Annotated in this window: 25 protein-coding genes; 16 read left to right on the top strand and 9 right to left on the bottom strand. The window is 58.7% G+C overall.

What is annotated here, in order from left to right:
• Nucleotides 1-4: 4 nt before the first annotated feature.
• The 3 genes from Z947_RS0118925 to Z947_RS0118910 form a co-directional block, all read right to left on the bottom strand.
• Complete coding sequence (locus Z947_RS0118925; protein WP_025045851.1) at nucleotides 5-2,083, bottom strand: hydantoinase/oxoprolinase family protein; 2,079 nt, start codon at nucleotides 2,081-2,083, stop codon at nucleotides 5-7.
• A gap of 67 nt (nucleotides 2,084-2,150) precedes the next feature.
• On the bottom strand, nucleotides 2,151-3,092 hold the full coding sequence (locus tag Z947_RS0118915; RefSeq protein ID WP_025045850.1) for a LysR family transcriptional regulator: 942 nt from the start codon (nucleotides 3,090-3,092) through the stop codon (nucleotides 2,151-2,153).
• A gap of 168 nt (nucleotides 3,093-3,260) precedes the next feature.
• Nucleotides 3,261-4,364, bottom strand: a complete 1,104-nt coding sequence (locus Z947_RS0118910) for a Do family serine endopeptidase (RefSeq protein WP_025045849.1) — start codon at nucleotides 4,362-4,364, stop codon at nucleotides 3,261-3,263.
• 153 nt (nucleotides 4,365-4,517) lie between these two features.
• On the opposite strand from Z947_RS0118910, the gene Z947_RS0118905 reads away from it, so the two are divergent.
• The 13 genes from Z947_RS0118905 (at nucleotide 4,518) to Z947_RS0118845 (ending at nucleotide 16,271) form a co-directional block, all read left to right on the top strand.
• The gene (locus Z947_RS0118905) at nucleotides 4,518-5,189 is read left to right on the top strand and encodes a winged helix-turn-helix domain-containing protein (protein ID WP_025045848.1); all 672 of its coding nucleotides are present in this window, start codon (nucleotides 4,518-4,520) and stop codon (nucleotides 5,187-5,189) included.
• Nucleotides 5,186-6,541 (top strand): sensor histidine kinase, encoded by a 1,356-nt coding sequence (locus Z947_RS0118900; protein WP_025045847.1) that lies wholly within the window; start codon nucleotides 5,186-5,188, stop codon nucleotides 6,539-6,541. Before Z947_RS0118905 ends, Z947_RS0118900 begins: the two co-directional genes overlap by 4 nt.
• A 79-nt stretch (nucleotides 6,542-6,620) precedes the next feature.
• Entirely contained in the window at nucleotides 6,621-7,583 is a 963-nt protein-coding gene (locus tag Z947_RS0118895) for an NADPH:quinone oxidoreductase family protein (RefSeq protein WP_025045846.1), read from the top strand.
• A gap of 27 nt (nucleotides 7,584-7,610) precedes the next feature.
• Nucleotides 7,611-8,123: an SRPBCC family protein gene (locus tag Z947_RS0118890; RefSeq protein ID WP_025045845.1), complete on the top strand. Its 513-nt coding sequence runs from the start codon at nucleotides 7,611-7,613 to the stop codon at nucleotides 8,121-8,123.
• Between the two features lie 60 nt (nucleotides 8,124-8,183).
• Nucleotides 8,184-9,134 carry an ABC transporter ATP-binding protein gene (locus Z947_RS0118885; RefSeq protein ID WP_025045844.1) on the top strand — a complete coding sequence of 317 codons (951 nt, stop codon included), beginning with the start codon at nucleotides 8,184-8,186 and terminating at the stop codon, nucleotides 9,132-9,134.
• The gene (locus tag Z947_RS0118880) at nucleotides 9,131-9,892 is read left to right on the top strand and encodes an ABC transporter permease (RefSeq protein ID WP_025045843.1); all 762 of its coding nucleotides are present in this window, start codon (nucleotides 9,131-9,133) and stop codon (nucleotides 9,890-9,892) included. The genes Z947_RS0118885 and Z947_RS0118880 overlap by 4 nt, the downstream gene beginning before the upstream one ends.
• 50 nt (nucleotides 9,893-9,942) lie before the next feature.
• Nucleotides 9,943-10,740, top strand: a complete 798-nt coding sequence (locus Z947_RS0118875) for a S49 family peptidase (RefSeq protein ID WP_025045842.1) — start codon at nucleotides 9,943-9,945, stop codon at nucleotides 10,738-10,740.
• Between the two features lie 173 nt (nucleotides 10,741-10,913).
• Nucleotides 10,914-11,855 carry a calcium/sodium antiporter gene (locus tag Z947_RS0118870; RefSeq protein WP_037939760.1) on the top strand — a complete coding sequence of 314 codons (942 nt, stop codon included), beginning with the start codon at nucleotides 10,914-10,916 and terminating at the stop codon, nucleotides 11,853-11,855.
• A gap of 11 nt (nucleotides 11,856-11,866) precedes the next feature.
• On the top strand, nucleotides 11,867-12,646 hold the full coding sequence (locus Z947_RS0118865) for an SDR family oxidoreductase (protein ID WP_025045840.1): 780 nt from the start codon (nucleotides 11,867-11,869) through the stop codon (nucleotides 12,644-12,646).
• Nucleotides 12,647-12,932: 286 nt separating this feature from the next.
• Nucleotides 12,933-14,798 (top strand): excinuclease ABC subunit UvrC, encoded by a 1,866-nt coding sequence (uvrC, locus tag Z947_RS0118860; RefSeq protein WP_025045839.1) that lies wholly within the window; start codon nucleotides 12,933-12,935, stop codon nucleotides 14,796-14,798.
• A gap of 115 nt (nucleotides 14,799-14,913) precedes the next feature.
• Nucleotides 14,914-15,579 (top strand): CDP-diacylglycerol--glycerol-3-phosphate 3-phosphatidyltransferase, encoded by a 666-nt coding sequence (gene pgsA / locus Z947_RS0118855; RefSeq protein ID WP_025045838.1) that lies wholly within the window; start codon nucleotides 14,914-14,916, stop codon nucleotides 15,577-15,579.
• Nucleotides 15,579-15,824 carry a molybdopterin converting factor subunit 1 gene (gene moaD, locus Z947_RS0118850; protein WP_025045837.1) on the top strand — a complete coding sequence of 82 codons (246 nt, stop codon included), beginning with the start codon at nucleotides 15,579-15,581 and terminating at the stop codon, nucleotides 15,822-15,824. Before pgsA ends, moaD begins: the two co-directional genes overlap by 1 nt.
• A gap of 3 nt (nucleotides 15,825-15,827) precedes the next feature.
• Nucleotides 15,828-16,271 (top strand): molybdenum cofactor biosynthesis protein MoaE, encoded by a 444-nt coding sequence (locus Z947_RS0118845; RefSeq protein WP_025045836.1) that lies wholly within the window; start codon nucleotides 15,828-15,830, stop codon nucleotides 16,269-16,271.
• A 5-nt stretch (nucleotides 16,272-16,276) separates the two neighbouring features.
• Here Z947_RS0118845 and Z947_RS0118840 read toward each other — a convergent pair whose 3' ends face one another.
• Genes Z947_RS0118840 through ubiA form a run of 3 tightly spaced genes read right to left on the bottom strand, consistent with a single transcriptional unit; the run spans nucleotide 16,277 to nucleotide 19,547 of the window.
• Nucleotides 16,277-16,630, bottom strand: coding sequence for a hypothetical protein (locus Z947_RS0118840; RefSeq protein ID WP_025045835.1), 354 nt, complete (start codon nucleotides 16,628-16,630; stop codon nucleotides 16,277-16,279).
• Nucleotides 16,623-18,524, bottom strand: coding sequence for an OmpA family protein (locus tag Z947_RS0118835; protein ID WP_025045834.1), 1,902 nt, complete (start codon nucleotides 18,522-18,524; stop codon nucleotides 16,623-16,625). Before Z947_RS0118835 ends, Z947_RS0118840 begins: the two co-directional genes overlap by 8 nt.
• Nucleotides 18,525-18,584: 60 nt before the next feature.
• Nucleotides 18,585-19,547 (bottom strand): 4-hydroxybenzoate octaprenyltransferase, encoded by a 963-nt coding sequence (gene ubiA / locus Z947_RS0118830; protein WP_025045833.1) that lies wholly within the window; start codon nucleotides 19,545-19,547, stop codon nucleotides 18,585-18,587.
• 11 nt (nucleotides 19,548-19,558) lie between these two features.
• On the opposite strand from ubiA, the gene Z947_RS0118825 reads away from it, so the two are divergent.
• The 3 genes from Z947_RS0118825 (at nucleotide 19,559) to Z947_RS0118815 (ending at nucleotide 22,240) form a co-directional block, all read left to right on the top strand.
• Complete coding sequence (locus Z947_RS0118825) at nucleotides 19,559-20,278, top strand: 16S rRNA (uracil(1498)-N(3))-methyltransferase (RefSeq protein WP_025045832.1); 720 nt, start codon at nucleotides 19,559-19,561, stop codon at nucleotides 20,276-20,278.
• Between the two features lie 2 nt (nucleotides 20,279-20,280).
• On the top strand, nucleotides 20,281-20,808 hold the full coding sequence (locus Z947_RS0118820) for a hypothetical protein (RefSeq protein WP_025045831.1): 528 nt from the start codon (nucleotides 20,281-20,283) through the stop codon (nucleotides 20,806-20,808).
• A gap of 61 nt (nucleotides 20,809-20,869) precedes the next feature.
• Nucleotides 20,870-22,240 carry a glutamate--cysteine ligase gene (locus Z947_RS0118815; RefSeq protein WP_025045830.1) on the top strand — a complete coding sequence of 457 codons (1,371 nt, stop codon included), beginning with the start codon at nucleotides 20,870-20,872 and terminating at the stop codon, nucleotides 22,238-22,240.
• Nucleotides 22,241-22,388: 148 nt separating this feature from the next.
• On the opposite strand, the gene plsY is transcribed toward Z947_RS0118815, so the two are convergent.
• The 3 genes from plsY to Z947_RS0118800 all read right to left on the bottom strand — a co-directional run bounded on the left by plsY (nucleotide 22,389) and on the right by Z947_RS0118800 (nucleotide 24,791).
• Nucleotides 22,389-22,994: a glycerol-3-phosphate 1-O-acyltransferase PlsY gene (gene plsY / locus Z947_RS0118810; protein WP_025045829.1), complete on the bottom strand. Its 606-nt coding sequence runs from the start codon at nucleotides 22,992-22,994 to the stop codon at nucleotides 22,389-22,391.
• Nucleotides 22,994-24,274 carry a dihydroorotase gene (pyrC, locus tag Z947_RS0118805; protein ID WP_025045828.1) on the bottom strand — a complete coding sequence of 427 codons (1,281 nt, stop codon included), beginning with the start codon at nucleotides 24,272-24,274 and terminating at the stop codon, nucleotides 22,994-22,996. Before pyrC ends, plsY begins: the two co-directional genes overlap by 1 nt.
• A 76-nt stretch (nucleotides 24,275-24,350) precedes the next feature.
• Nucleotides 24,351-24,791, bottom strand: coding sequence for a hypothetical protein (locus Z947_RS0118800; protein WP_025045827.1), 441 nt, complete (start codon nucleotides 24,789-24,791; stop codon nucleotides 24,351-24,353).
• Between the last annotated feature and the right edge of the window lie 76 nt (nucleotides 24,792-24,867).

Here is a 24,867-nt window from a genome sequence, read left to right as displayed (position 1 = left end):
GGGTTCAGCCTTTCACAGTCACATCAATGCAGCCGTCGGGCTGGCGGATTGCCTTGCGGCTGGTGGGCAGGATGATGGTGGTTTCATCCTCGGTAATGATGGCGGGGCCGGATACTTCGGCACCTTGGCCCATCCCCTCGCGCAGGATGACGGCGCTGTCCTGAAATTCGGCCAGTGCCGGATCGAACATGGGCCGGCGCGACGCGATGGCAGCAGCCCCTTGCGGCGTTGCCAGCGCGACCTTGGCAACCTGTTCGGGCGGGGTGGTGGCGTTGGCGGACCAGACGGTGATTTCGATGTCCAACCCATCGACCGTGCGGCCAAACAGTTTGGCATAATCTTCGGCAAACAGCCGTTCAAAGGTCGCCGCGTCAGGATTGGCTGCTTGTTCTGCTGTTAGGACAATCGGGATTTCCCAGCCCTGACCGGCATAGCGCATATAGGCTTTGAACTCTGACAGGATCGTCGCATCAGGCGCGCAATTGCGCACGAAACCGGTGGCTTCGTTTTGCAATTCGCCCAGCAACGCCTTGATCTTCGCGGCGTCGAAATCCGATAGCCGCATATACACTGACCGGTTCGCTTCGAAACTGAACGGGGCGCGCAGAAAACCGATGGCAGAGCCGACCCCAGCCCCCGGCGGCACCAGCAAACGGTCGACGCCCAGCTTTTCACACAAACGTCCGGCATGCAGTGGTGCCGCACCACCAAAGGCGATCATGGTGTATTCGCTCAGGTCTTCGCCATTTTCGACCGCATGTACCCGCGCAGCATTGGCCATGTTTTCGTCCACAACTTCGGCCAGACCAAAGGCCGAGGTGGCAGCGTCCATGTCCAGCACGTCCCCCAGAACAGTGGTCAACGCCCCCTCGGAGCCTGCGGTGTCGAGCTTGATCGACCCACCGGCGAAATTGTCAGGGTCGAGTTTGCCGAGCACCAGATCCGCGTCGGTCACGGCAGGTTTCAAACCGCCCCGCCCGTAACAGGCCGGCCCAGGTTCAGATCCGGCACTTTCAGGTCCGACACGGATCTGGCGCATCGCATCAACATGCGCCAGTGATCCGCCGCCTGCGCCAATTTCGACCATATCAATCACAGGGATCGAAATCGGCATGCCGGAGCCTTTTTTGAAACGATAGGTGCGGGCAACCTCGAACACGCGGCTGGTTTTCGGGGTCTGGTTCTTGATCAGGCAAATCTTGGCCGTGGTGCCGCCCATGTCAAAGGACAGCACCTTGTCCAGTCCATATCGCGCCGCGATGTGTGCGGCGAAAACGGCACCGCCCGCAGGGCCGGATTCAACCAACCGCACCGGAAACTCCGCAGCACTTTCAATCGAGATAATCCCGCCACCGGAATGCATCAGGAAAATATTGCAGTCGACACCTTCGTCTTTCAGGCGGCCCTCAAGGCGGCCCAGATAGGACTTCATCAACGGCTTGATATAGGCATTTGCTACAACCGTGTTGAAACGTTCATATTCGCGCATCTGCGGCGACACTTCGCAGGACAGGGACACCATCGCGTCCGGCATCATATCTGCCAACACCTCGCGCACCATCTGTTCATGGGCGGGGTTCAGGTAGGAATGCATCAGCCCGACGGCGACACTTTCATACCCTGCCGTTCTGATTTGCGCGACGACTTCTTCAACATCAGCACGGTTCAGCGGGATTAACACATCGCCACGCGCATCCACGCGTTCTGTCACGGTATAACGCATTTGACGGGCCAACAGCGGTTCGGGCAGGCTGAGGTTCAGGTCATATTGTTCAAACCGCGACTCCGTGCGCATTTCGATGACATCGCGAAACCCTTCGGTGGTGATCAGCGCCGTTTTGGCCCCGCGCCGTTCGATCAACGCATTGGTGGCCAATGTCGTGCCGTGGATAATCTGGGTGATGGCAGGGGGCGTGATACCTGCCTTGGTACAGACCTGATGCATCCCGTCGATAATAGCGTTTTCGGGCGCGGCATAGGTCGTCAGCACTTTGGTCGAAAAGGACGCGCCATCGACCTCAAGCACCACATCGGTAAAGGTCCCACCGATGTCCACGCCAAGACGGACAGAAGATGTTTGCATGTTCAAGCTCCCGATTTTTCGCAAACATAAGAAGGCGGGCGGTATCGATGCAAATTATTATATTCTATCACAGGGATCGAAGATTGTGATCCTGTGATGGGGCCGCCCGAAACGCCTCGGCACATGCGGCGGCTGTATTCGCGGCGCTGTGCACAAACTGTGCTGCCCGTTCCGCGTGATAGCGGGCCGCGACGCGCAGGGGGCTTGGGTGCCAAGGATGCGAAACTTCGCTGAGCGTTCCGTCGATCAGATGTTGGGCCAGCAACGCACGCGGCAGGACGGCGATGCCTAAACCGTCGACCGCCATATGCATTGCTGCAGAAAGACTGTTGCAGGGGACAATTCGCATCTGTTGGGTGGGTTTGGTGTCAAAGTGGTCTACCACCTCAAGGTAAGCCTGAGTGTAGCGGGTGTGGGTCAGGATGGGATGTTTCAACATGCTATCAATCGGGACGTCACCCGCACCGAATTGACGTGCCAGCGCTGGTGCTGCGACCCAGACATAACCATATTCGCCCAGTTCGATTTCGCCGCTCACCTGCGTACCAAAGGGTGCCGTCTGGATCGCCAGATCAAGGGCGTTGGACGCAAGTTCACGATCAAGGTTGCGCGACAGGTCTACCGTCAACTCTACGGATACATTCGGATAAGTTTCGTTTAATCGGACCATCAAAGGGCGCAACCAGGTGGCAGCCACCAGTTCGGTCACACCAAGGCGTAGACGGTCATCAACCAGATCGGCCCTGTCGGCGATTTCCACCAATCGGGCCGCTTCGCGCAATGTGACGCGGGCCTGCGCCAGAACTTCGGTGCCGCGCGGGGTCATGCGCACCGATCCGGCATCGCGCAGCATCAAGGGCAGGCCAAGCGTCTTTTCAAGCCCTGCAATCCGTGCGGAGATGTTCGGCTGTGTGGTGTTCAGGTGGTGGGCCGCTTTGCGAAAACTGCCCAGATCCGCCACCCAGACCAGTGCTTCAAGCTGCTTTAGGTTGAGATGGTGACCGATCATCGGGGGCCTTCGGTGTTGCGCTTGGTCGTGAGTGCGCTGCGCAGTCGATCATGTCAAACGTTCTTTTGGGCCCGTGGGGATCATCATTTGTGATCCTGTTGTTATTTTCATGAGAGGGGCTGTGCCCGCCCCACCTCGCACGAAAGGCGGGATGGGGCGGGCGTTTTATCAGGTTTCTTCAGGGGCCAAGGTGCCGACAGTGACGTCCAGCGTGACCTCCTTGCCCCGTCGCAGAACGGTGATTTCCGTCGTTTCATCAGGGCTTGTGGTGGCGACGGCGCGCGTCAAATCGCGCAATTCGTCAACGGGGGTGCCCGCAAAACCGGTGATGATATCGCCCTTTTTCAGGCCGGCGGTTTCGGCGGGGCTGTCCTTGCTGACCGCTTCGATTACCGCACCTTTAGGTGCGTCATACCCCAGAACGGCGGCGACCTCTTCGGTCATGGGGCGGATGTTCACCCCCAACCAGCCGCGTGCAATCAGCCCGTCATCGGCCAGATCGGCGACAACTGTTTGCACCAGATCCGAAGGCACGGCAAAGCCGATGCCGACCGAACCGCCCCCGGGGGAAAGGATCGCGGTATTCACGCCAATGACATTGCCATCGTTGTCAAACAGCGGCCCGCCAGAATTGCCCCGATTGATGGCGGCATCGGTCTGGATAAAATCGTCAAACGGGCCGGACCGGATGTCGCGCGACAGAGCGGAAATGATGCCGGAAGTCACGGTTCCACCCAAGCCGAACGGATTGCCGACGGCGACAACTTCATCCCCGACACGCAGGTCTTTGGAGGAGCCAAAGGCGACGGTTGGCAGATCGACATCGGCGGTGATTTTCAGCACGGCAATATCGGTCAACGGATCGCTGCCGACCACTTCGGCATCAAAGCTGCGCCCGTCGGCCAGTTTGACCTTGACGGTATCGGCCCCGTCCACAACGTGATGGTTGGTCACGATTTGCCCGTCCCCCGAGATGATAAAGCCGGACCCGAGCCCCTGCTGAGGCTGTGACTGGCCGGGGGTCATGCCCTCGAAGTGGCGGCGCAATTGTGGGGGCAGGTTGCGGGGCAGCGCGTTGCGGACCGGCGTTGCCTTGGTGGTGACTTCGATGAAGACGACGGCAGGTGACACCGCTTCGACCAGATCGGCGTAACCACCGGCGGGTACCGCAAATGCGGGTGCCGGTGCCAATGTCAGCGCCGAGGCCGACATCAAAGCAGCGGTCAGCGCGGCGGTGGTTGTGCGGGCAGTGTGTTTCATTAAGGATCGCATGGGGAATGCCTCGTTGTTATCGTTCATGCAGCCCATATGAGGCGTCAGGTTTACAGAGAACTTGGGCAGCATATACAAATTTGTAACCCGCTCTGCTGTTGGCGCGTTTGCATCTATATAAGCGGGGCGAAACAAAAGGGTGGGCCGTTTGAAATGAAGTTACTGGTCGTCGAAGACGATGCCACCACCGGCAGTTATATTGCGCGGGGGTTGCGCGAGGAGGGGCATGTGATTGACTTTGTCACGAACGGCAAGGACGGGCTGATCGCGGCGACTGCGGGGGGGTATGACGTGATTGTCCTGGACCGGATGTTGCCTGAAGTTGACGGTTTGACACTGCTCAAAACGCTGCGCGGGGCGGGAACGTTAACGCCTGTTCTATTGCTTACTGCGCTGGGCGAGGTCGAGGACCGGATCGAGGGGTTGCAGGCAGGGGCGGACGATTATCTGGCGAAACCCTTTGCCTTTGGCGAATTATCGGCGCGCGTTGCTGCCTTGGCCCGCAGGCCACAGGCGCTTGAGGCCGAAACGGTGCTGAAGGCGGCGGATCTGGAGATGAACCTGATCACCCGCAAAGTGACCCGCGACGATGTGGAAATTGATCTGCTGCCGCGTGAATTTGCGCTGCTGGAACATTTGATGCGCCGCAAGGGGCGAGTGCAGACCCGCACGATGTTGTTGGAAAGCGTTTGGGACATCGGGTTCGATCCCGGCACCAATGTGGTTGAAACCCATGTCAGCCGGTTGCGGGCCAAGGTTGATAAACCGTTCCGCCGCGAGTTGATCGAAACCGTGCGCGGTGCCGGTTACAGGATCGTGGCGTGACGCGCCTGCGCCAAATCTGGCGGTCAATGCCCTTGCGGCTGGCAATCATGCTGGTCGCCCTGTTTGCGACGGTCAGCCTGCTTAGCCTTGCGGCGAGCTATGCCGTGACGCAATCGTCATTCGAGGAAACAATTCGCGCCGACCTGCAACAGGATTTGGCAGGGTTTCGTGCAGCCCCCTCGGCCCGCGCGGTGGCGCAACTGGTCGAGGCGGAATCACGTGCGGCTGATCCGGGCCGGTTGATCCTGAGTTACATCGCACCGGACGGACGCATCTATGGCAATGGCGCAATTGCGCAGGACGAGGGCGGGTTTCACATTTTCTCGCTGAACCCTGAGCGTGCTGAATTTGCGGGGGAATACCTGTCGCTGACCAATGCGCTTTATGGTGGGGTCATCACCATCGCGCGCAGCCGCGCGGAGATTGTCGCATTGCGTGGGGTGTTCGTGAACATTCTTCTGATCAGCCTGTTGCCGACGGTCTTGATTGCGCTGTCTGGCGGTTTGATCCTTGCACGCCGGTCCAAACGTCACGTCGAAGTTGTCGGGGCCGCGCTGGATAAAATGACCAGCGGTGATCTGGGCGCGCGCGTAACAATCGGGCCGCGCTGGTCGGATGATCTGGTGCAGATCGGTGGCAAGTTGAACCAGATGGCAGGTGCCCAGGAAACGCAGATGGGGGCGTTGCGCAGTGTGACGTCTGACATTGCACATGATCTGCGCACGCCGCTGCAACGGGTGGCGCTTTACGTTCAGGACTTGGCTGACAGGGTTGCCGATGATCCCGATGCCGCAATGCTGACGCAGAAGGTTCAGGGCGAGGTCGAGGGCATGACCCATGTGTTCCACGCCCTTTTGCAGCTGGCGCAGGTGGAGGCAGGTTCCCCCAAGGCGCGGTTTGAAACGGTGGACCTGTCGCAGGTCTGTCGCAAGGTTGTCGAGGTTTTTGAGGACAGTGCCGCGAGCAGCGGGCATGTTTTGACGCTGGATCTGTCGGCACAGGCCCATTGTTTGCAAGGGGACCGTGCCTTGCTGGGACAGATGCTGTCGAATCTTATTGAAAACGCTTTGCGCCATACCCCTGCGGGCAGCGAAATTACCGTCTCACTGGCGAAGCGGGAGCAGGCGTTGGTCCTGGAGGTTTCTGACACAGGCGCTGGCATACCGGTGGATGAACGCGACAAGGTCATGCGACGTCTTTATCGTCTGGACCGCAGCCGCCATACGCCGGGCCATGGCCTGGGACTAAGCCTTGTTCAGGCGGTCGCGGCGCTGCACGGGGCGCAGGTGACATTACAGGATAATGCGCCGGGGTTGCGGGTCGTTACGCGATTCAAAGCGGAAACCGAATAAATTTTGTCACGGGTATGGCTTGTCATTCGCGGCCCGCTCTGACCATTTGCACGGGCTAGATCAGACAAGGACCTTTCCCATGCGCGCCATGCAAGTCACCGCTTACGACCAACCGCTTTCGATGCAGGAGGTCGATATTCCGACACCTAAGGCTGGCGAAGTACTGGTCAGGATCGACACCTGCGGGATGAACTTTGGCGATACGTTGATGATCAAGGGCACCTATCAGGAAAAACCGCCCTTGCCTTTTACCATCGGGATGGAACTGGCCGGGACTGTCACCGAAGTGGGGGCGGATGTGACGAGCGTCACCAAGGGCCAGCGTATCGCGGCCTATACCGGATTTGGTGGATTGGCCGAATATGCGGCTGTGCCGGCCGAGATTTGCGTACCGATCCCAGACGAAATGTCGTCGGTCGATGCTGCTGCTTTTCTGATTGCCTATGGCACCAGCCATGTCGCGCTTGATTTCAAAGCGGGGCTGAAAGCCGGCGAACGCCTGTTGGTGCTGGGGGCTTCTGGCGGTGTGGGGTTAACGGCGGTGGAGTTGGGCAAGCTGATGGGTGCCGAAGTCATCGCCTGCGCGCGCGGTGCGGACAAGCTGGCGGTCTGCAAGGCGGCAGGAGCGGATCATGTGATCGATTCGGAAACCGATGATATTCGCAGCATTGTCAAAGGGCTGGGGGGCGCTGATGTGGTATATGATCCCGTGGGCGGCGACCAGTTCAAGGCGGCGCTGCGGGCCTGCAACCCGGAGGCGCGGCTGCTGCCCTTGGGTTTTGCAAGTGGTGAGGTACCGCAGATCCCCGCGAACATCCTGCTGGTCAAGAACCTGACCGTGATGGGCGTCTATTGGGGGGGATATGCCAAACTGCGCCCGTCTGTGTTGACCGACAGTTTCAAAACCCTGTTCGACTGGTATGTTGACGGCAAGTTGAAACCGCATGTCAGCAACGTCCTACCGCTGGATCGCGCGAATGACGCGCTTGATCTCTTGCGCACCCGCAAAGCCACGGGCAAAGTCGTGGTCCAAACCGCGTGAACGTCTGAAATTCTAGGAGCCAAACCGATGCAAATGTCCGACACCCGCCAGATCGCAGTCCCGCCCGCGCAGGTCTATGCCGCGTTGCTGGACCCCGAGGTGCTGAAAAGCTGCGTGCCGGGTGCCCAAGAAGTCACCGGTTCAGTGGAGGACGGTTTCACCGCTACAGTAGTGCAAAAAGTCGGGCCGGTTAAGGCGACGTTCAAAGGCGAAGTCACGATTTCCGATCTTGTCCCCGATACCTCGTTGAAGATTGACGGGTCGGGTAAGGGCGGTGCCGCAGGGTTCGCCAAAGGCGGTGCCGAGGTGCGCCTGTTGGCCAAGGACGGCGGCACCGAGTTGAGTTATGACGTGGAAGCCAAGGTCGGCGGCAAGCTGGCACAGCTGGGCAGCCGGATCATCGACGGCTTTGCCAAAAAGATGGCCGACCAGTTTTTCCAGAACCTGCAATCGACGCTGGAAGGTCCGGCAGAGGGCGAGGCCGAAACCACGCAAGAGGCTCCTGCGAAAAAGGGATGGTTCGGGCGGTCAAAAGACTAAACGCGCCTGTCCACTCCTGCGCATCCGGTCTAGGGTGCGCCCTGAAACAAGGACCAGAGCATGCGCAACATCGTAGAAATCAAAGACCTGAAAAAATCCTATAAGGGTGGTTTTCAGGCGCTCAAGGGCGTTACGCTAGATATTCGCGAAGGCGAGATACTGGCACTGCTCGGGCCGAATGGTGCCGGGAAAACCACACTCATTTCAACAATTTGCGGTATCACCACGGCAAGCTCGGGCAGTGTGGCTGTGGGCGGTCACGACATCACAAGCGACTACCGCGCGGCGCGTTCGATGATCGGGCTGGTCCCGCAAGAGATCAATCTGGAACCCTTCGAACGGGTGATCAACACGGTCCGTTTTTCGCGGGGTCTGTTTGGCAAGGCCGGTGATGACGGGACCATCGAAAAAGTACTGCGCCAGCTGTCGCTGTGGGACAAGAAGGACAACCAGATCAGGGAGCTGTCGGGCGGCATGAAACGGCGTGTTCTGATTGCCAAAGCGCTGTCACATGATCCGCGCGTGCTGTTTTTGGATGAACCTACCGCAGGCGTCGATGTCGAGTTGCGCAAAGATATGTGGGAGATCGTCGCGGGGCTGAAAGCCGCCGGTGTGACGATTATTCTGACGACGCATTATATCGAGGAAGCCGAGGCGATTGCCGACCGTGTTGGTGTAATCGCCAAGGGTGAATTGATGCTGGTCGAAGACAAGGACACGCTGATGGCGCGAATGGGTCAGAAAGAGCTGGAGGTGCAATTGAGCACGCCACTGACAGAGGTGCCCGCCGCGTTGCAATCGGACGCCCTGCGCCTGTCGGATGAGGGCGCGTTGATCTATACCTACGACACGCGCGCTGAACGGACGGGGATCACATCGCTGTTGGCTGCAATTGCCCAAGAGGGGCTGACCCTTCGCGATCTGGTGACGCGACAATCCAGCCTTGAGGAGATATTTGTGAACCTTGTCCATGAGGGTGATACGCCAACCCAAGCGGAGGGTGCAGCATGAACTGGACGGCCGTTATATCCATATACCTATTTGAAATGCATAGGTTTTTCCGCACGATTGCACAAAGCTTTCTCGCGCCTGTCATTTCGACTTCGCTTTACTTTGTGGTCTTTGGTGCTGCCATCGGCAGTCGCATCCAAGAGGTCGACGGAGTGAGTTACGGCGCATTCATTGTGCCGGGTCTGATCATGCTTACGGTCATTACCCAGTCGATTTCAAACGCGTCTTTCGGCATTTATTTTCCGAAATTCATCGGGACGTTTTCGGAACTGCTTGCCGCGCCGATCAGCTTTCTTGAAATTGTGCTGGGTTATGTCGGGGCTGCGGCAACCAAGGCGTTGATCATTGGCGTGATCATCCTGATCACTGCATTCTTCTTTGTCGATTTCAGTATTGAGCATCCCGTTGCGATGCTGACCTTCCTTGTTCTGACCGCGATCAGCTTTTCACTGTTCGGTTTCATCCTTGGCATTTGGGCGGGCAACTTTGAACAGTTGCAAATCGTCCCCTTGCTGATCGTCACCCCATTGGTTTTCCTTGGCGGATCGTTCTATTCCATCTCGATGCTGCCTTCTGTCTGGCAATCCATTTCGATGTTCAATCCCGTGGTCTATCTGATTTCGGGTTTTCGCTGGGCGTTTTACGGGGCGGCGGATGTTCCGATTGTGACCAGCCTGCTGGCGATTGGCGTCTTTACCTGCATTTGCCTCTACGTCATCTGGTGGATTTTCCGCACAGGCTGGCGCATCCGCGATTAATCCTGCCCGCGTCCTTGTTTGCACAGGCTGTGCGCTCTACATGAGGTTACATGAAAAACTGGCTGCCTTTCCTGAAATCTGACCCGACTGTTGCTGTGATCCGCCTCGCTGGTACGATCGGAGGGCAGGGACGCGGGGTGTTGAATGACGCCACGCTGGGGCCGGTGATCGAAAGGGCGTTTTCCAAAGGCAAACCCGTTGCGGTGGCGTTGGAGATAAACTCACCCGGTGGCAGCCCTGTGCAATCATCGTTGATCGGTGCACGCATCCGGCGTCTGGCTGAGGAAAAGCAAATTCCCGTCATCGCCTTTGTCGAAGATGTGGCGGCGTCCGGCGGGTATTGGCTTGCTGCGGCAGCAGACGAAATCTACGCGGATCCATCATCCGTTGTCGGGTCTATCGGAGTGATTTCGGCGTCGTTCGGGCTTGATGAATTTATCAAGAGTTACGGCATTGAGCGGCGCGTTTATACGGCCGGTGACTCCAAAAGCATGCTGGATCCGTTCCGCCCCGCAAACCCCGATGATGTGGCACGGTTAAAGACGTTGCTTGAAGACATCCACGTGAATTTCAAAGACCATATTGCTGCACGGCGTGCGGGCAAATTGCCTGACGATCAGGATTTGTTCACCGGAGAAATCTGGCTGGCCAAGCGTGCAAGCGAACTGGGTTTGATCGACGGCATTGGCCATCTGAAACCGATGATGAAAGAACGTTTCGGCAAAAAAGTGCGGTTTCGCGACTATTCGCCGAAGCGCGGGTTGCTGTCACGTTTTTCGGCGCAGGTGGTGCAGGACGCGGTGCATGGTATTGAGGAACGCGCAGCTTATGCGCGGTTTGGTCTGTAACGAATGGTCGCTAAAATAGTTCTATTGTTTCTGGTGTTTATGGGTGTTTTGGCGTGGTTTGGCAAAATGCACTGGCTGGGATCTACCCGTTTGAAACAGACCAAATGCGGTGCCTGCGGACGTTTTCGAATTGGTAAAGGGCCCTGCGCCTGTGGGGGTAAAGGCTGATGTTGATGCCATGGGTTCTGTCCGGGTTGGGGTTGGTTATCCTGCTTTTGGCAGGGGATGCACTGGTCAAAGGTGCGGTTAATCTTGCGCTGCGACTGGGAATTCCGGCGCTGATCGTCAGCTTGACGATTGTGGCTTTCGGGACCTCGGCGCCTGAATTGCTGATTTCGATCAAAGCGATCCTTGATAATGCACCCGGCCTTGCGCTCGGGAACGTGGTCGGATCGAATACGGCGAACATCCTGCTGGTTCTGGGTATTCCCGCGCTGCTGGCCACCATGCACACATCGGAATGCGCAACGCGCAAAACCTATAACTTCATGATCGCGGCTACCTTGTTGTTCATTGGGCTGGCCTTTCGCGGCGTGTTTGACTGGCTTGCCGGCCTCGTTCTGTTGGGCGCTTTGGGCTATGTGCTTCTGGATCAGTTGCGTGACGCCCGCAATCACCGTCGCTGCGGCGCGGATGACATGGACGAACCCGAAGGTGCCGACCCAAGCATGCCCACGTGGCAGATTATTGTGTTCCTGATCCTTGGTCTGGTCGGCTTGCCGGTCGGGGCGGGGCTTTTGGTGGACAACGCGACGATCATCGCACAGGCCTATGGCGTGAGTGACACAGTGATCGGATTGACGCTGGTGGCCATCGGTACCTCGCTGCCCGAACTCGCGACAACCGTGATGGCCGCGTTGCGCCGGCAGGCCGATGTTGTTTTGGGCAGTGTTATCGGGTCGAATATGTTCAACCTTCTGGCGATCATCGGCATTGCCAGTCTGGTGGGCCCGATCAATGTCGATCCTGAATTCCTGCAGTTTGACCTTTGGGTCATGCTGGGCGCTTCCCTGTTGCTGATCCCGTTTGTTTTTCTCAAGCGTGACATCACACGGGTCTGGGGGGTTATCCTAACTGCCCTATATGCACTCTATCTGGTTGTTGTTCTGATCTAAGGAGAATGCGGATGGGACGCGCAGTTGTTACAGGCGCAGGCCACCGTCTTGGGGCTGCGATGGCGCTTTACCTCGCGCAGCGCGGGTATGATGTGGCAGTGCATTATGCGAGCAGCGCAGATGGTGCCGAAGCGGTTGTGCAGGACATCAAGGCCTTGGGGCGTAACGCAGTTGCCTTGCAGGCCGACCTGCTGGACGATGATGCGGCATCGGCACTGTTTGAACGCGCGGTTGAGGCCTTGGGCGGACCAATCACCTGTTTGGTCAACAACGCCTCGATCTTTGAATATGATACGGTCACAAGTGCGACGCGCGACAGTTGGGACCGGCACATGGGCAGCAATCTGCGTGCGCCTTTCGTGTTGACCCAAGCCATGGCCGCGCAAGGGTTACAGCCTGTTGCCGACGCCTCCGGAGAGCCGCAGGCCGCAGGCTTGATCCTGAATATGGTGGATCAACGAGTGCGCAAGCTGACGCCGGAGTTCATGACCTATACCCTAGCGAAAATGGGCCTTTGGGCGATGACCCAGACCACAGCCCGCGCGCTGGCCCCTGCGATCCGTGTCAACGCGATCGGACCGGGGCCGACACTGCAGGGGGCCCGCCAGTCGGACGAACATTTTGCCAACCAGCGGGCAAACACGACATTGGAACGGGGGGCGAATCCGGCAGACATCACCGCAGCGCTCGGCTATTTTCTGGATGCGCCGGCGGTGACCGGACAATTGCTTTGTGTGGATGGCGGGCAGCATCTTGGGTGGCAAACACCGGATATTGTCGGCGTGGAGTAGGGTGCCGGAGACAGAGTTCTGCACGGGCCAGCGAGGGAGACACAATTCTGTTACAATAAGCCCCATGTTTTCAGGGGGTTGGAAAGGTGTTAATAAATTATTACTAAAATTCAGACACTTGGGTGTGTGCCTAAAATTTAGGCATTCCAGAGAAGTCTGTTAAATACAACAATAATTTCCGGCCCACCCAAACTTACCCGCAGAGTTATCCACAGGATCAGTGGAAAGCTTACCACTTGTTACCGCAACCATCTTAGTGCAGCACGAACAGAGAATCAGGCGGCCCATGACGGATCAACCCCAGACACAGCCCCAGGGTCACACGGTGATCCAGAGCTACCTCAAAACGCTGGACAGCTCCCCCGGTGTGTACCGGATGCTCGATAGCGAAAGCCGTGTGCTTTACGTTGGCAAGGCGCGCAACCTGCGGGCGCGGGTCAGTAATTATGCGCGCCCAGCGGGGCATTCAGCCCGAATTTCGCGGATGATTGCGAACACCGTCTCGATGATGTTTCTGACCACAAAAACAGAGACCGAAGCGCTGTTGCTTGAGCAAAACCTGATCAAGCAGCTCAAGCCCAAGTACAATGTGTTGTTGCGCGATGACAAAAGTTTTCCGAACATTCTGGTGACGACGGATCACGGATTTCCACAGATCAAAAAACATCGCGGCGCGAAAAAGGAAAAGGGCGCATATTATGGCCCCTTCGCCAGCGCGGGTGCGGTGAACAGGACGCTCAACCAGTTACAGCGGGTTTTTCTGCTGCGCGATTGTTCCAACGCCATGTTCGAAAGCCGCACGCGGCCCTGTTTACAGCATCAGATCAAACGCTGTTCCGCCCCTTGCGTAGGCAAGATCAGTCCCGAAGAATACCGCCAGACAGTCACCGATGCGCAGCGTTTTCTTGGCGGCAAGACCACGGATATTCAGGCCCGTCTGGCAAGCGAGATGAACGCGGCTTCGGAGGAGATGGAGTTTGAACGCGCGGCCGCCTTGCGTGACCGGATCAAGGCCTTGACGCAAGTGCAGACTGCGCAGGGCATCAACCCCAAGGGTGTGTCGGAAGCGGACGTCATTGCGCTGCACATGCAGGACGGGCAGGCCTGTGTTCAGGTGTTTTTCATTCGCGCCAACCAGAACTGGGGCAACAAGGATTACTATCCCCGCGTGGGGGCGGATGTGGACGCGGCCGAGGTGTTGGAGGCCTTTATCGGTCAGTTCTACGACCAGCGCGATCCGCCGCCACAGTTGATCCTGAGCAACCAGATTGAAAACCCCGACCTGATGGCGGATGCCTTGTCGGGCAAGCTGGGACGCAAGGTTGAATTGCTTGTGCCGCAACGCGGTGAAAAGGCAGAATTGGTCGACGGAGCGCTGCGCAACGCCCGCGAATCGCTGGCCCGCAAGATGGCTGAAACCGCAACACAGACCAAGCTTCTGAAAGGTCTTGCCGATGCCTTTGACCTGTCCGGGCCACCCGCCCGGATAGAAGTCTACGACAACTCGCATATTCAGGGCACCAATGCTGTCGGGGCGATGGTGGTGGCGGGGCCGGACGGTATGATGAAGAACCAGTACCGCAAATTTAATATTCGCGGTGACGACCTAACCCCCGGTGATGACTTTGGCATGATGAAAGAGGTGCTGCAGCGCCGGTTCAAACGGTTGTTGAAGGAAGACCCCGACCGCACGGAGGGGCATTGGCCGGACTTGCTGTTGATCGACGGCGGGGCAGGGCAGGTTTCTGCTGTTGCGTCGATCATGCGCGAATACGGGGTGGAGGACATTCCGATGGTCGGTGTAGCAAAAGGTGTCGACCGCGATGCGGGCAAGGAGGAATTCCACCGTGTCGGCAAACGACCCATGGCCCTGCGGCACAATGATCCGGTGCTGTATTTTGTGCAACGGATGCGCGACGAGGCGCACCGGTTTGCGATTGGCACCCACCGTGCAAAACGCGCCAAGGCGGTGGGCGCGACGCCGCTTGATGATGTGCCCGGTGTCGGGGCGGCCCGGAAACGGGCGTTGTTGGCGCATTTCGGGTCGGCCAAGGCGGTCGGGCGGGCGAACCTTTCGGATCTCAAGGCGGTAGACGGGGTATCGGATGCTTTGGCGGAAACGATTTATGCGTATTTTCATGAACGCGGCTAAGCGGGGGGCTATAACTGGCCTGTGCGGAGCACGAGAGTGCGGACAGTATATAGGGCCAAAAAGAGGAGGGGCGTTGGTGCTTTTACATGGGCGGCTGGCGCTGTAGGGTGCGGGTATGAAGTGGAACCTGCCAAATATCCTGACGCTGATGCGTTTGATCGCCGCCCCAATGGTCGCGGTGATGTTTCTATATTTCACAAGACCTTATGCGGACTGGTTTGCGTTGTTGCTGTTTGTATCAGCAGCCATCACCGATTGGTTTGACGGTTATCTTGCGCGGGCATGGAAGCAGGAAACCAAACTGGGCGCGATGTTGGATCCGATTGCGGACAAAGCGATGGTGGTGATTGCCTTGATGGTGATCGTCGCATTCTCCAGTTGGTCACCGTGGTTGGTGTTGCCGGCGACCGTGATCTTGTTCCGCGAGGTATTTGTGTCTGGGCTACGCGAGTTTTTAGGGGATGTCGCTGGTACGCTGAAGGTAACCCAGCTGGCCAAATGGAAAACAACATTCCAGATGACGGCGATAGCCGTTCTGTTCAGTCAGGGCGTGTTCGAGCATTATCTGGGCATGTCGGTTTTTGGCATGGATGATGATATGATCGCTGCCGTGCTGGATGGATCGCAAGAAGATGTGTTGGGACTGGGATGGAAGTTGTTGGGCATGGAATGGTCCGGGCGGATCGGGTTGTGGTTGTTGTGGGTGGCCGCTGCGCTGACGGCGATCACCGGTGTTGATTATCTGGCCAAGGCCATGCCGCATTTGAAAGAAGGGCGCTGATGGATATCTTGTATTTCGCCTGGGTGCGTGAACGCATCGGTTTGCCGCGCGAGACCATCGAGACAGAGGCATCGACTGTGGCCGGATTGGTCGCGGAATTGAAGGCGCGTGAAGAACGCTATGCGATGGCGTTTTCGGATATTTCAGCGCTGAGGGTGGCGGTTGATCAAAAGTTGACGGATTTCGATGCCCCGCTTGCAGGCGCACGCGAGGTTGCGTTTTTTCCCCCGATGACGGGCGGCTGACACATGCGGATTTCAGTGCAGGAACAGCCCTTTGATCTGGGGGCCGAAAGCGCCGCATTTGCCAGCGGGCGCAAGGACATGGGTGCGATTGTGACGTTCACCGGTGTGGTGCGCGATTTGCCCGATGATCCTTTGGAAGCCATGGAGATCGAGCATTACCCCGGTATGACCGAAGCGGCGTTAAGCGAAATTGCGACGCAAGCGGTCACGCGTTTTGAATTGGGTGATGCGCTTGTTATTCACCGCTATGGGCGTTTGTTGCCCGGTGAAATGATCATGATGGTGGCCACCGCAGCGCGCCACCGTAAAAGCGCCTTTGAAGGGGCGGAGTTCCTGATGGACTACCTGAAGTCACGCGCACCGTTCTGGAAGCGCGAGATTACAGCAGCGGGCGCGGATTGGGTTGCGTCGAAAGCTGTTGACGAGGATGCCTTGAAGCGTTGGTAGCTGGCCTAGCGTTTGCTTGAAAAGACTTCGCCGGCGGGGGCGGACTGTTTTTCGATATAACCGCGCAGCTCTTCGGCCTCACGACGGGCATCGCGCAGACCTTCCATGGCGGCACCAAGCTCTGCTTCGGTCTGGGCCAGCTGGTTGGTCAGCTCTGCCTCGCGTTGTTGCAGATAGGTGATCGCCTGATCGCGGGTTTCTTCCGCTTCGTGGAGTTCCTGACTCATCCGGTCAAGCTGGGCCACATCGCCCGCGGCGACGCGGGTAAAGCGGTGCAGCAACCAGTTGGCGAACCACCCCAGACAGAAGGCAACAAATAGGATAATTGCCGTCGCGAGGACGAATTCGGTTCTACTCATCTGCGCTGCCCTGCTCTGTCGTTTCGCCGTCTGTATCGCCTGATTGCGCGATAGATTCCAGCGTTGTTTGCTCTGGTGTTGCAACAGTATTCGGACGGATCAGGCGGAATTCGATGCGGCGGTTCGCTTCGCGGCCGGCTTCGGTGCTGTTGTCGGCGATCGCGTTCTCTTCGCCAAAGCCTTTGGCGGTAAATGTGCCGGTCAGAACCTGACGGGCGCGCAGTTCGTTTAGAACCGATTGGGCACGGCTTTCGCTGAGGGCGAGGTTCATTTCCTCGCGGCCCTGACTGTCGGTATAGCCTTGGATTTCCAATGGAATATCACCGCATCGTTTCAGAATTTCCGCGATTTCGTCCATGATGCCAAGTGCCGAGGCGTCGATGGTGGCCGACCCCGGTTCAAAGTTGATCTTGCCGGTTTTCAGGACTTCGCCAATCTCTGCTTCGCATTGATCGGGGCTGGGCAGACCCAGAACTGGATCCAGTTTTTCCTGATAGGTGACGTCGATGTCGTATTCGGATCCTTCGCCCAGTTTTCCCGCCAGCATCGCCGCGATTTCAGAGCTGGCGTCGGGGTTGCCGGTATTGCCTGTGACGGACAGACCGGTCGGCGTTACGGTAACCGACCCATTGCTCAGACCCGCAAGCGCCTCAAGACCGGTCAGAACGCGCGGGGCCCAATCGGCGGGCAGGTTTTCGGCAACGCGAGCGGCGGTATAGACCTTGTCAGATCCAAACCGCGCCTTGGCATAGCTTTCGGCAAGTTCGCGCATCGACACGTCGACGACACGGCCGCGCAGTTGCACCTGACCTTCGGGGCTGAGGGTGGCGGTGAATTCGGGCGGGCCTTCGTTGGGGTCCAGCACTTTGGGCAGTTTTGAATGCAGGGCGAACACATCGGGCAGGCTGTTCTCCAGCTCGCCAACCACCCGGTCAAAATTGGCCTGATCGCTGCCGGCCAATGCGACCAGTGTAATGTCTGCGTCGGCAAAAGTGACCGACCCGCCCTCAAGTTGTTTTACCGCGTTGATGGCTTGTTCTACGGCGTCAGCCCAGCGTGGTGTTGGGACGCCAAGGCCCACCGTGCAGCGGGCGGTGCCGATGACACCCGCTTTGGTCGCGGCGGCCAGAATACGGGTACGCGCCGCGTCTGTATCAGCGGAGCAGGCGTCGAAACGCGCACCTTCTTCGTCGATTTGGAAACGCAGGGTGAAAGGCGTCAACACTGGGCGCGGAGCGGCAATGTCCAGCATCAGTTCGACACTGGGAGGCACGCTGCGGTTTAGTTTGTTTTCCATCGCGGCCTTGGCTTCCGCGCTGTCGGCGATCGCGGTGATCGACACGCGTCCGGCCTCTATTGACGCTTTTGCACGGGGCAGTTGCGTCATGGCTGTCAGGGCAAAGGCCAGTGCGTCTTCCCAGCCTTCAGGCGCGGGGTAATCGCCCTGTTCCAGAAAATCGGCGACATTGTCCTTGCCGACAATGTCCGAAAACCGTTCGATGGCGCTTTCGCGGTCGGACGTGGTGGGGATCAGGCCGATGATGGAAATGCCGCTGTCATTGCGCAGCACCTCGGCGGAAAAGCGCGGCGGTGCGATGGCGGCCTGCGCTTCGACTTCCATTTGGTCGATCACGCGGGCGGCATCGACGATTGAACCTGCGGTGGTCAGAGCCTTGAACCGTACGGCTTCGGTGGGGGCGATCCCTGCTAGGGTGACCTGCAGGCCGTCGGCCTGTACTTCGGCCCATGTCATGCCTTCGTCGTCAAGCGCGTCGCGGACCCCGATTTCAGATGATTCTTCAATGAGTTTCACGCTGAAGTTGGCCGCCACAAGCGACACGACAGCAGCGGCAAAGAAAGTCATGGCAATGATAAGCAGTGAAGACAGACGCATGTATCGGTTGTACCCCGTTGGAACTAGGTCGTTGATACGCCCCGCGCGGCGGGGGTGCAATCACACGAAAAGCGCTGCGGCAAAAAACAACAGCGGGATTATGCCTGTGTCGCGGTTGGCGCGAAACAATTGCAGCATCTTTGCGGCATTGTTGATGTCGAGCCCGCGCAGCTGCCACGCCATATGCCAGCCCATCGCCCAAGGCCCCGCCAGTGCAATCACCAGCGCCAGGATCGAAGCATTGGGCATGGCGCTAAAGATCACTGCCAGTCCCAAAAGGCCGACGGTAAGCATCAAAAAGCGGCGTAACCACTGCGGCGACGCCTCGCCAAACAGGCGGGCGGTCGATTTCACGCCGATCAGCGCGTCATCTTCGGTATCCTGATGGGCATAGATGGTATCGTAAAACAGCGTCCATGCGATGCCCCCTGCATAAAGCAGGATCGCCGGCGAATGCAGCATGCCGGTATGCGCGGTCCAGACCAGCAGGGCACCCCAGTTGAACGCCAAGCCCAAAAACACCTGCGGCCACCACGTGAACCGCTTGGCAAAGGGATAAATGGTTACCAGCAACAGCGACAGAAACCCCAACCCGATGGCGGCGGTGTTGAAGGTGAACAGAATCACAGCGGCCAGCAGGGTCTGGATAACCATCCACGCGACAGCCGCTTCAACGCTGACCTGACCCGACGGAATGGGGCGCGAGCGCGTGCGTTCGACCTGACCGTCGATATGGCGGTCGGTGATGTCATTCCAGGTGCATCCCGCTCCGCGCATCAGAAACGCACCGATGCCACAACCGATGAAAATCCACAGATCCTCCCAGCGCGGGCTTTGATCATAAAGGATCGCCAGCGCCAGTCCCCACCAGCAGGGCAACAACAACAGCCATGTGCCAATGGGCCTGTCAGCTCTGCTGAGGCGCAGATAGGGGCGCGTAAACGGGGGGGCATAGCGGTCCACCCAATTGTCGGTTTGCGCATCTGCGACAGGTGCATCTGGTGATGTGGGTGTCTCTTGCATATATCAGTCTCATGAGCGCTAAGATCAGACTTTATGTAGAGCACCCCTTGGGGGTTGGGCAATCGGTTCCTTTGGACAAAGGGCAGGCACACTACCTTTTCGGGGTGATGCGGCAAAGCGTTGGCGGGCAGCTGTTGCTGTTCAACGGTGTCGACGGGGAATGGCGGGCTGAAATTGTGCAGGCGGGCAAGCGCGCGGGCACGCTGCACTGCGTCGAACAGACGCGGCCCCTGCGGATGCCGCCGGATGTGTGGCTGCTGTTCGCCCCGATCAAAAAGGCGCGCACGGATTTTATCGTCGAAAAAGCCGCCGAAATGGGGGCCGCGCGCATTCTGCCTGTGATGACCGAGTTTACCAATTCGGGCCGCGTTCAGCGGGACCGCTTGCAGGCCCACGCAGTCGAAGCAGCAGAGCAATGCGGCGGCACATATGTGCCCGAAGTTGCCGAAGCGGTGAAATTCGACCGGTTGCTGGACAGCTGGGACACCTCGCGCCGGATCATGTTCTGTGACGAGGCGCTGGCGGGGGCGCAATCCGGGTTGCCAGTGGTGCCGGGCCCTTGGGCGATCCTGATTGGCCCCGAGGGCGGATTTTCAGACCGCGAACGGGCCAAGCTGCATAAAGCGGATTTTACCGATGCTGTGACATTGGGGCCGCGCATCTTGCGGGCCGATACAGCAGCAGTTGCGGCGATGACGATCTGGCAGCAGGCCTTGGGGGATTGGGCATGAGCATGACCTTTTTTCGCCCTGAAGCAAAAGCGGCTGTCTGGCGCTGGCGCGAAGCATTTGCCGGTGTTTTGCTAACCTTGTTCGGGGTTTGGCTGGTTTCGGGGCCGGGATTCCTGTTGGCCGTGCCAGGATATGGCGCGATTGGTGGTGGTGTGGTGCTGACGTGGCTTGGCATCCAACGCGGACGGTTTCGCGGTCCTGATGGCGGCACGGGGGCTGTGCAGGTGGATGAAGGGCAGATCAGCTATTTCGGCCCCTTGACCGGCGGCACCGTGGCGCTGCGCGAAATGGACCGGCTGACGCTTGAGGGCAACATGTTTCCGGCCCATTGGCGTCTGAGCCAGCAAGGCCAGCCGCCGCTGCTTATTCCCGTCAATGCCGCTGGTGCCGACGCGCTGTTTGATGCTTTCGCCGCACTTCCCGGTCTGCGCACCGAGAAAATGCTTAATACATTGCGCGCAGAACCACATGGCGCAGTTGTGATCTGGCAACGCGCGACAACGCCGTCTGCGGGTACACTGCTCCATTGACACCCCTGCTAAATCCGACCATCCCTTTCCCTAATTCTAACCAATTTCGGAGCCTTTCCCCATGTCTATTCCACAATCAGGCGGAGGCCCGATCGAGCGTCACGAACAGCTTGCCGAATATCTGGCGGAGGGCTGTAAGCCCAAGGCCGACTGGCGCATCGGCACCGAGCACGAGAAGTTCGGCTATTGCAAAGACACGTTGAAACCGCTGCCCTATGAGGGCGACCGTTCGATCCGCGTGATGTTGGAAGGTCTGCGCGACCGCCACAACTGGGCACCAGTCGAAGAGGGCGGCAAGTTGATCGGCCTTGAAAAAGACGGGGCGAATGTATCGCTTGAACCGGGCGGGCAGCTTGAGCTTTCAGGCGCACCGGTCGAAACGATTCACGAAACCTGTGATGAGGTGAACACCCACCTGCGCGAAGTGCAGGATGTGGCGGACGAGATCGGTGTAGGCTGGATCGGCCTTGGTGCTGCGCCCGACTGGACGCACGAGCAGATGGATTTGATGCCCAAGGGGCGTTACAAACTGATGAACGATTACATGGGCCGCGTCGGGTCCATGGGCCGCGTGATGATGCGCCGGACTTGCACGGTTCAAGTGAACCTCGACTTCGGGTCAGAGGCCGACATGGTTCAGAAGATGCGCGTTGCAATTGCGCTGCAATCTGTGGCGACCGCGCTGTTTGCGAACTCGCCGTTTTTTGAGGGCAAGCCCAACGGCTATAAATCACTGCGCTCGATGGTGTGGCGCAATCTGGATGCGGCACGCACGGGCACACTGCCGTTTGTGTTCGAAGACGGCTTCGGGTTTGAACGCTGGGTGCAATATGCGCTCGATGTGCCGATGTATTTCGTCTACCGCGATGGCAAATATATTGATGCACTTGGCATGTCGTTCCGCGACTTTATGCAGGGCAAATTGCCGGCCCTTCCCGGAGAGATGCCGACCCTTAGCGATTGGGCCGACCACCTGACCACAGCCTTCCCCGAAGCACGGGCGAAAAAATTCATCGAAATGCGCGGTGCGGATGGCGGTCCTTGGCGACGTCTGTGCGCCTTGCCCGCGTTCTGGGTCGGCCTGATGTATGATCAGGACGCGCTGGATGGCGCGTGGGATCTGGTCAAGAACTGGACCCCTGCACAGCTTGATGCCCTGCGCACCGCCGCGTCGGTTGACGGGTTGCAGGCCAAGGTCACGGGCATTAACATGCACGACATCGCCCGCGAAACCCTCGCCCTGTCCGAAGCGGGCCTGAAAGCCCGCGCCAAGGCAGGTGCCGGTGGGATGGTGCCCGATGAAACCCATTTCCTGAATGCGCTGAAAGAAAGCGTTGAGACGGGCAAAGTGCCTGCCGACGAAATGCTGGACGATTACCACGGCAAGTGGAACGGCGACATCAGCCAGATTTACGCTGATTACAGCTATTAAGGGATCGTTCCGGCAGAGCAGCGGTGTTTTCACGGCTGCGCCTGCCGGTCAGTCGATTTTGGCAGTCAGAACCTTGAGCGCGGTTGCCCAAACAAAATTGCGAAGAAACCCTCGAAACAGCGTTTCGCGCCTGCATAGGGCGCGGTCACTACTTTTGCCCGATTTTGGGTTCGGTGCCCGCTTTGATCCGGTGGATATTAGCGCGATGGCGCACGAACAGTAACAGGGTCAACGCGATCCCCAGCATCAGCATGTAGCCAAAGTTCAGGATCACCAGCAGCATCGTTGACACTGATGCTGCGGCGAGTGCGCCCATCGACGACACCCGTGTGGTGGCAACCGCGACCAGCCATGCCAGACAGCAGCCGATCCCGACGGGCCATGCCAGCGCCAGCATGATGCCAAGAAATGTCGCGACACCTTTGCCGCCGTTGAATTTCAACCAAACCGGAAAACAATGTCCCAACATCGCAGCAAGGGCGGCAAGCTGCGCTGCCGCTTCGCCCGCAAGCGCGCGCGCCAGCAACACCACAACGGCACCTTTTGCTGCATCAAACAACAACGTCAGCGCGGCGGCCTTTTTGTTACCGGTGCGCAGGACATTGGTGGCCCCGATATTGCCCGACCCGATATCGCGCAGGTTGCCCAAGCCCATCAGACGGGCAAGCACCATGCCAAAAGGGATCGAACCGGCGATATAGCCCAAAACGGCCCACAGGATCAGGATGACGGGGGAAGAATCAATTGGCGGCATCAGTGCCCCTCAAATACGCAGGTTCCGGAAACAAAGGTTCTAAGCACCTTACCTTGCATCCGCATCCCGTCAAACGGCGTGTTGCGCGATTTTGACCGCAGTGTTGCGCGGTCCATCACAAAAGGCGCGTTTGCGTCAAATAGCACCAGATCGGCGGGGGCCCCTTCGGCCATACGACCGCCGGGCAGGCCAAGCCGTTTGGCGGGGTTGAAGGACATCGCGCGCCAAAGTGTCGGCAAGTCCATCAGATCGGCATGCACCAGACGCAAGGCCGCGGGCAGCAGGGTCTCAAGGCCAACCGCGCCCGATGCAGCTTCCTCGAACGGCAGGCGTTTGGATTCTTCGTCCTGCGGGGTGTGCATGGAACAGATGATATCGATCAACCCGCTTGCCACCGCTTCGGCCACCGCGATCCTGTCATCCTCGTCACGCAAGGGTGGTTTCAGTTTGAAAAACGTCCGGTAGTCCGCGACATCCAGCGCATTCAACGTCAGGTGGTGGATGCCGACACCAGCGGTAATATCCAACCCGTTGGCTTTCGCCCGCGCAAGCGCCGGTAGAGCGCGCGCTGTTGTGATCTGGTCGGCGTGATATCTGGCACCGGTCATTTCGATCAGGGCAATATCGCGATCCAGCCCCATGCGTTCGGCCATAGGTGACACGGCGGGCAAACCGCGCAGGGAGGCGAATTTGCCAGACGTCGTGGCCGCACCGGCGCTTAGGACCGGTTCCTGCGGATGGGCAATGACAAGCGCGCCAAGACTGCGGGCATAGGTGAGGGCGCGGGCAAATACCTTGGTGTCGGTGATCACATGGTCGCAATCGGTAAAAGCGGCAGCACCGGCGTCCATCAGGAACCCGATCTCGGTCATTTCACGCCCGTCCCGTCCTTTGGTAAGGGCGGCCATGGGCACGACATGCACCGGCGATGCTTCGTTGGCGCGGCGGGTCACGAACTCCAACACTTCGGGGCTGTCGATCGCGGGGGAGGTGTCGGGGCGCGTGATCATGGTGGTGACCCCGCCAGCGGCAGCGGCCAAACCCGCCGAACGATAGCTTTCTTTGTGCCGCTCACCGGGCTCGCAGACTTTCACACCCAGGTCGACAATACCGGGGGCAAGGTATTTTCCTTTGCAGTCAATCACTTCTGCCCCTGCTGGCAGGGGGGCATCCGCGGCGCAGATCTGCGCAATCTTGCCATCCGCAATGTGAACTGTGCCTGTGATGATGTCCCCTGCTTCGGGATCGATCAGCTGGGCGTTGATAAGATACAGCGTCATGGCGGGCCTTTGGTCTGGATCAGGTTAAGGTCTCTTGCCTGAAAAACGCCCCTAAACCAAGGGGGGCAAGGCGATGTTAAGGGCGGCGTGGGCCGCGGGCGGTTTCGATCTGTTCGGCAGTGGCGGCAGCATAAGGCAGATGACGCATCAACATGCGTTGGCCGGAGGTCAGGGTGATCACAACGCGGGTGCCCCATTGCACCCTTGCGCTGTCGATGTCGGACAGCGAAATTTGCGAACGCCCGTCCGGCCCGTCATAGATCAGCTGTCCTTGGCTGATCTGCCACAGATCACTGCGCAGTATACGCCAGCGCAACAGATCTTCGATCATGAACCCCAAGGCAAGCACGCCAGCGCCCCAAAACCCCCACGCGCGAGGCAATCCGAAATAGACAGAGCAGACCAGTGCCACCGTGGCCAGCCCGAGAAAGGTCAACGCCGCAGTAATCGCCACACGGCGCAGGAAAATGCGGCGTGACGGGGCCCAACTGATCCCGTCAGGGGTCAGGCGATCCACAACATCATGCCCACAATGCCAAAGGCCACCAGCAAGGCGATCATTGCGATCCGGCCGGACATCTTGGGGTCTTTAG

Origin of the sequence: Sulfitobacter geojensis (assembly GCF_000622325.1) — a bacterium.
Taxonomy (GTDB): domain Bacteria; phylum Pseudomonadota; class Alphaproteobacteria; order Rhodobacterales; family Rhodobacteraceae; genus Sulfitobacter; species Sulfitobacter geojensis.
This window is presented reverse-complemented; position numbering and strand designations above follow the sequence as displayed.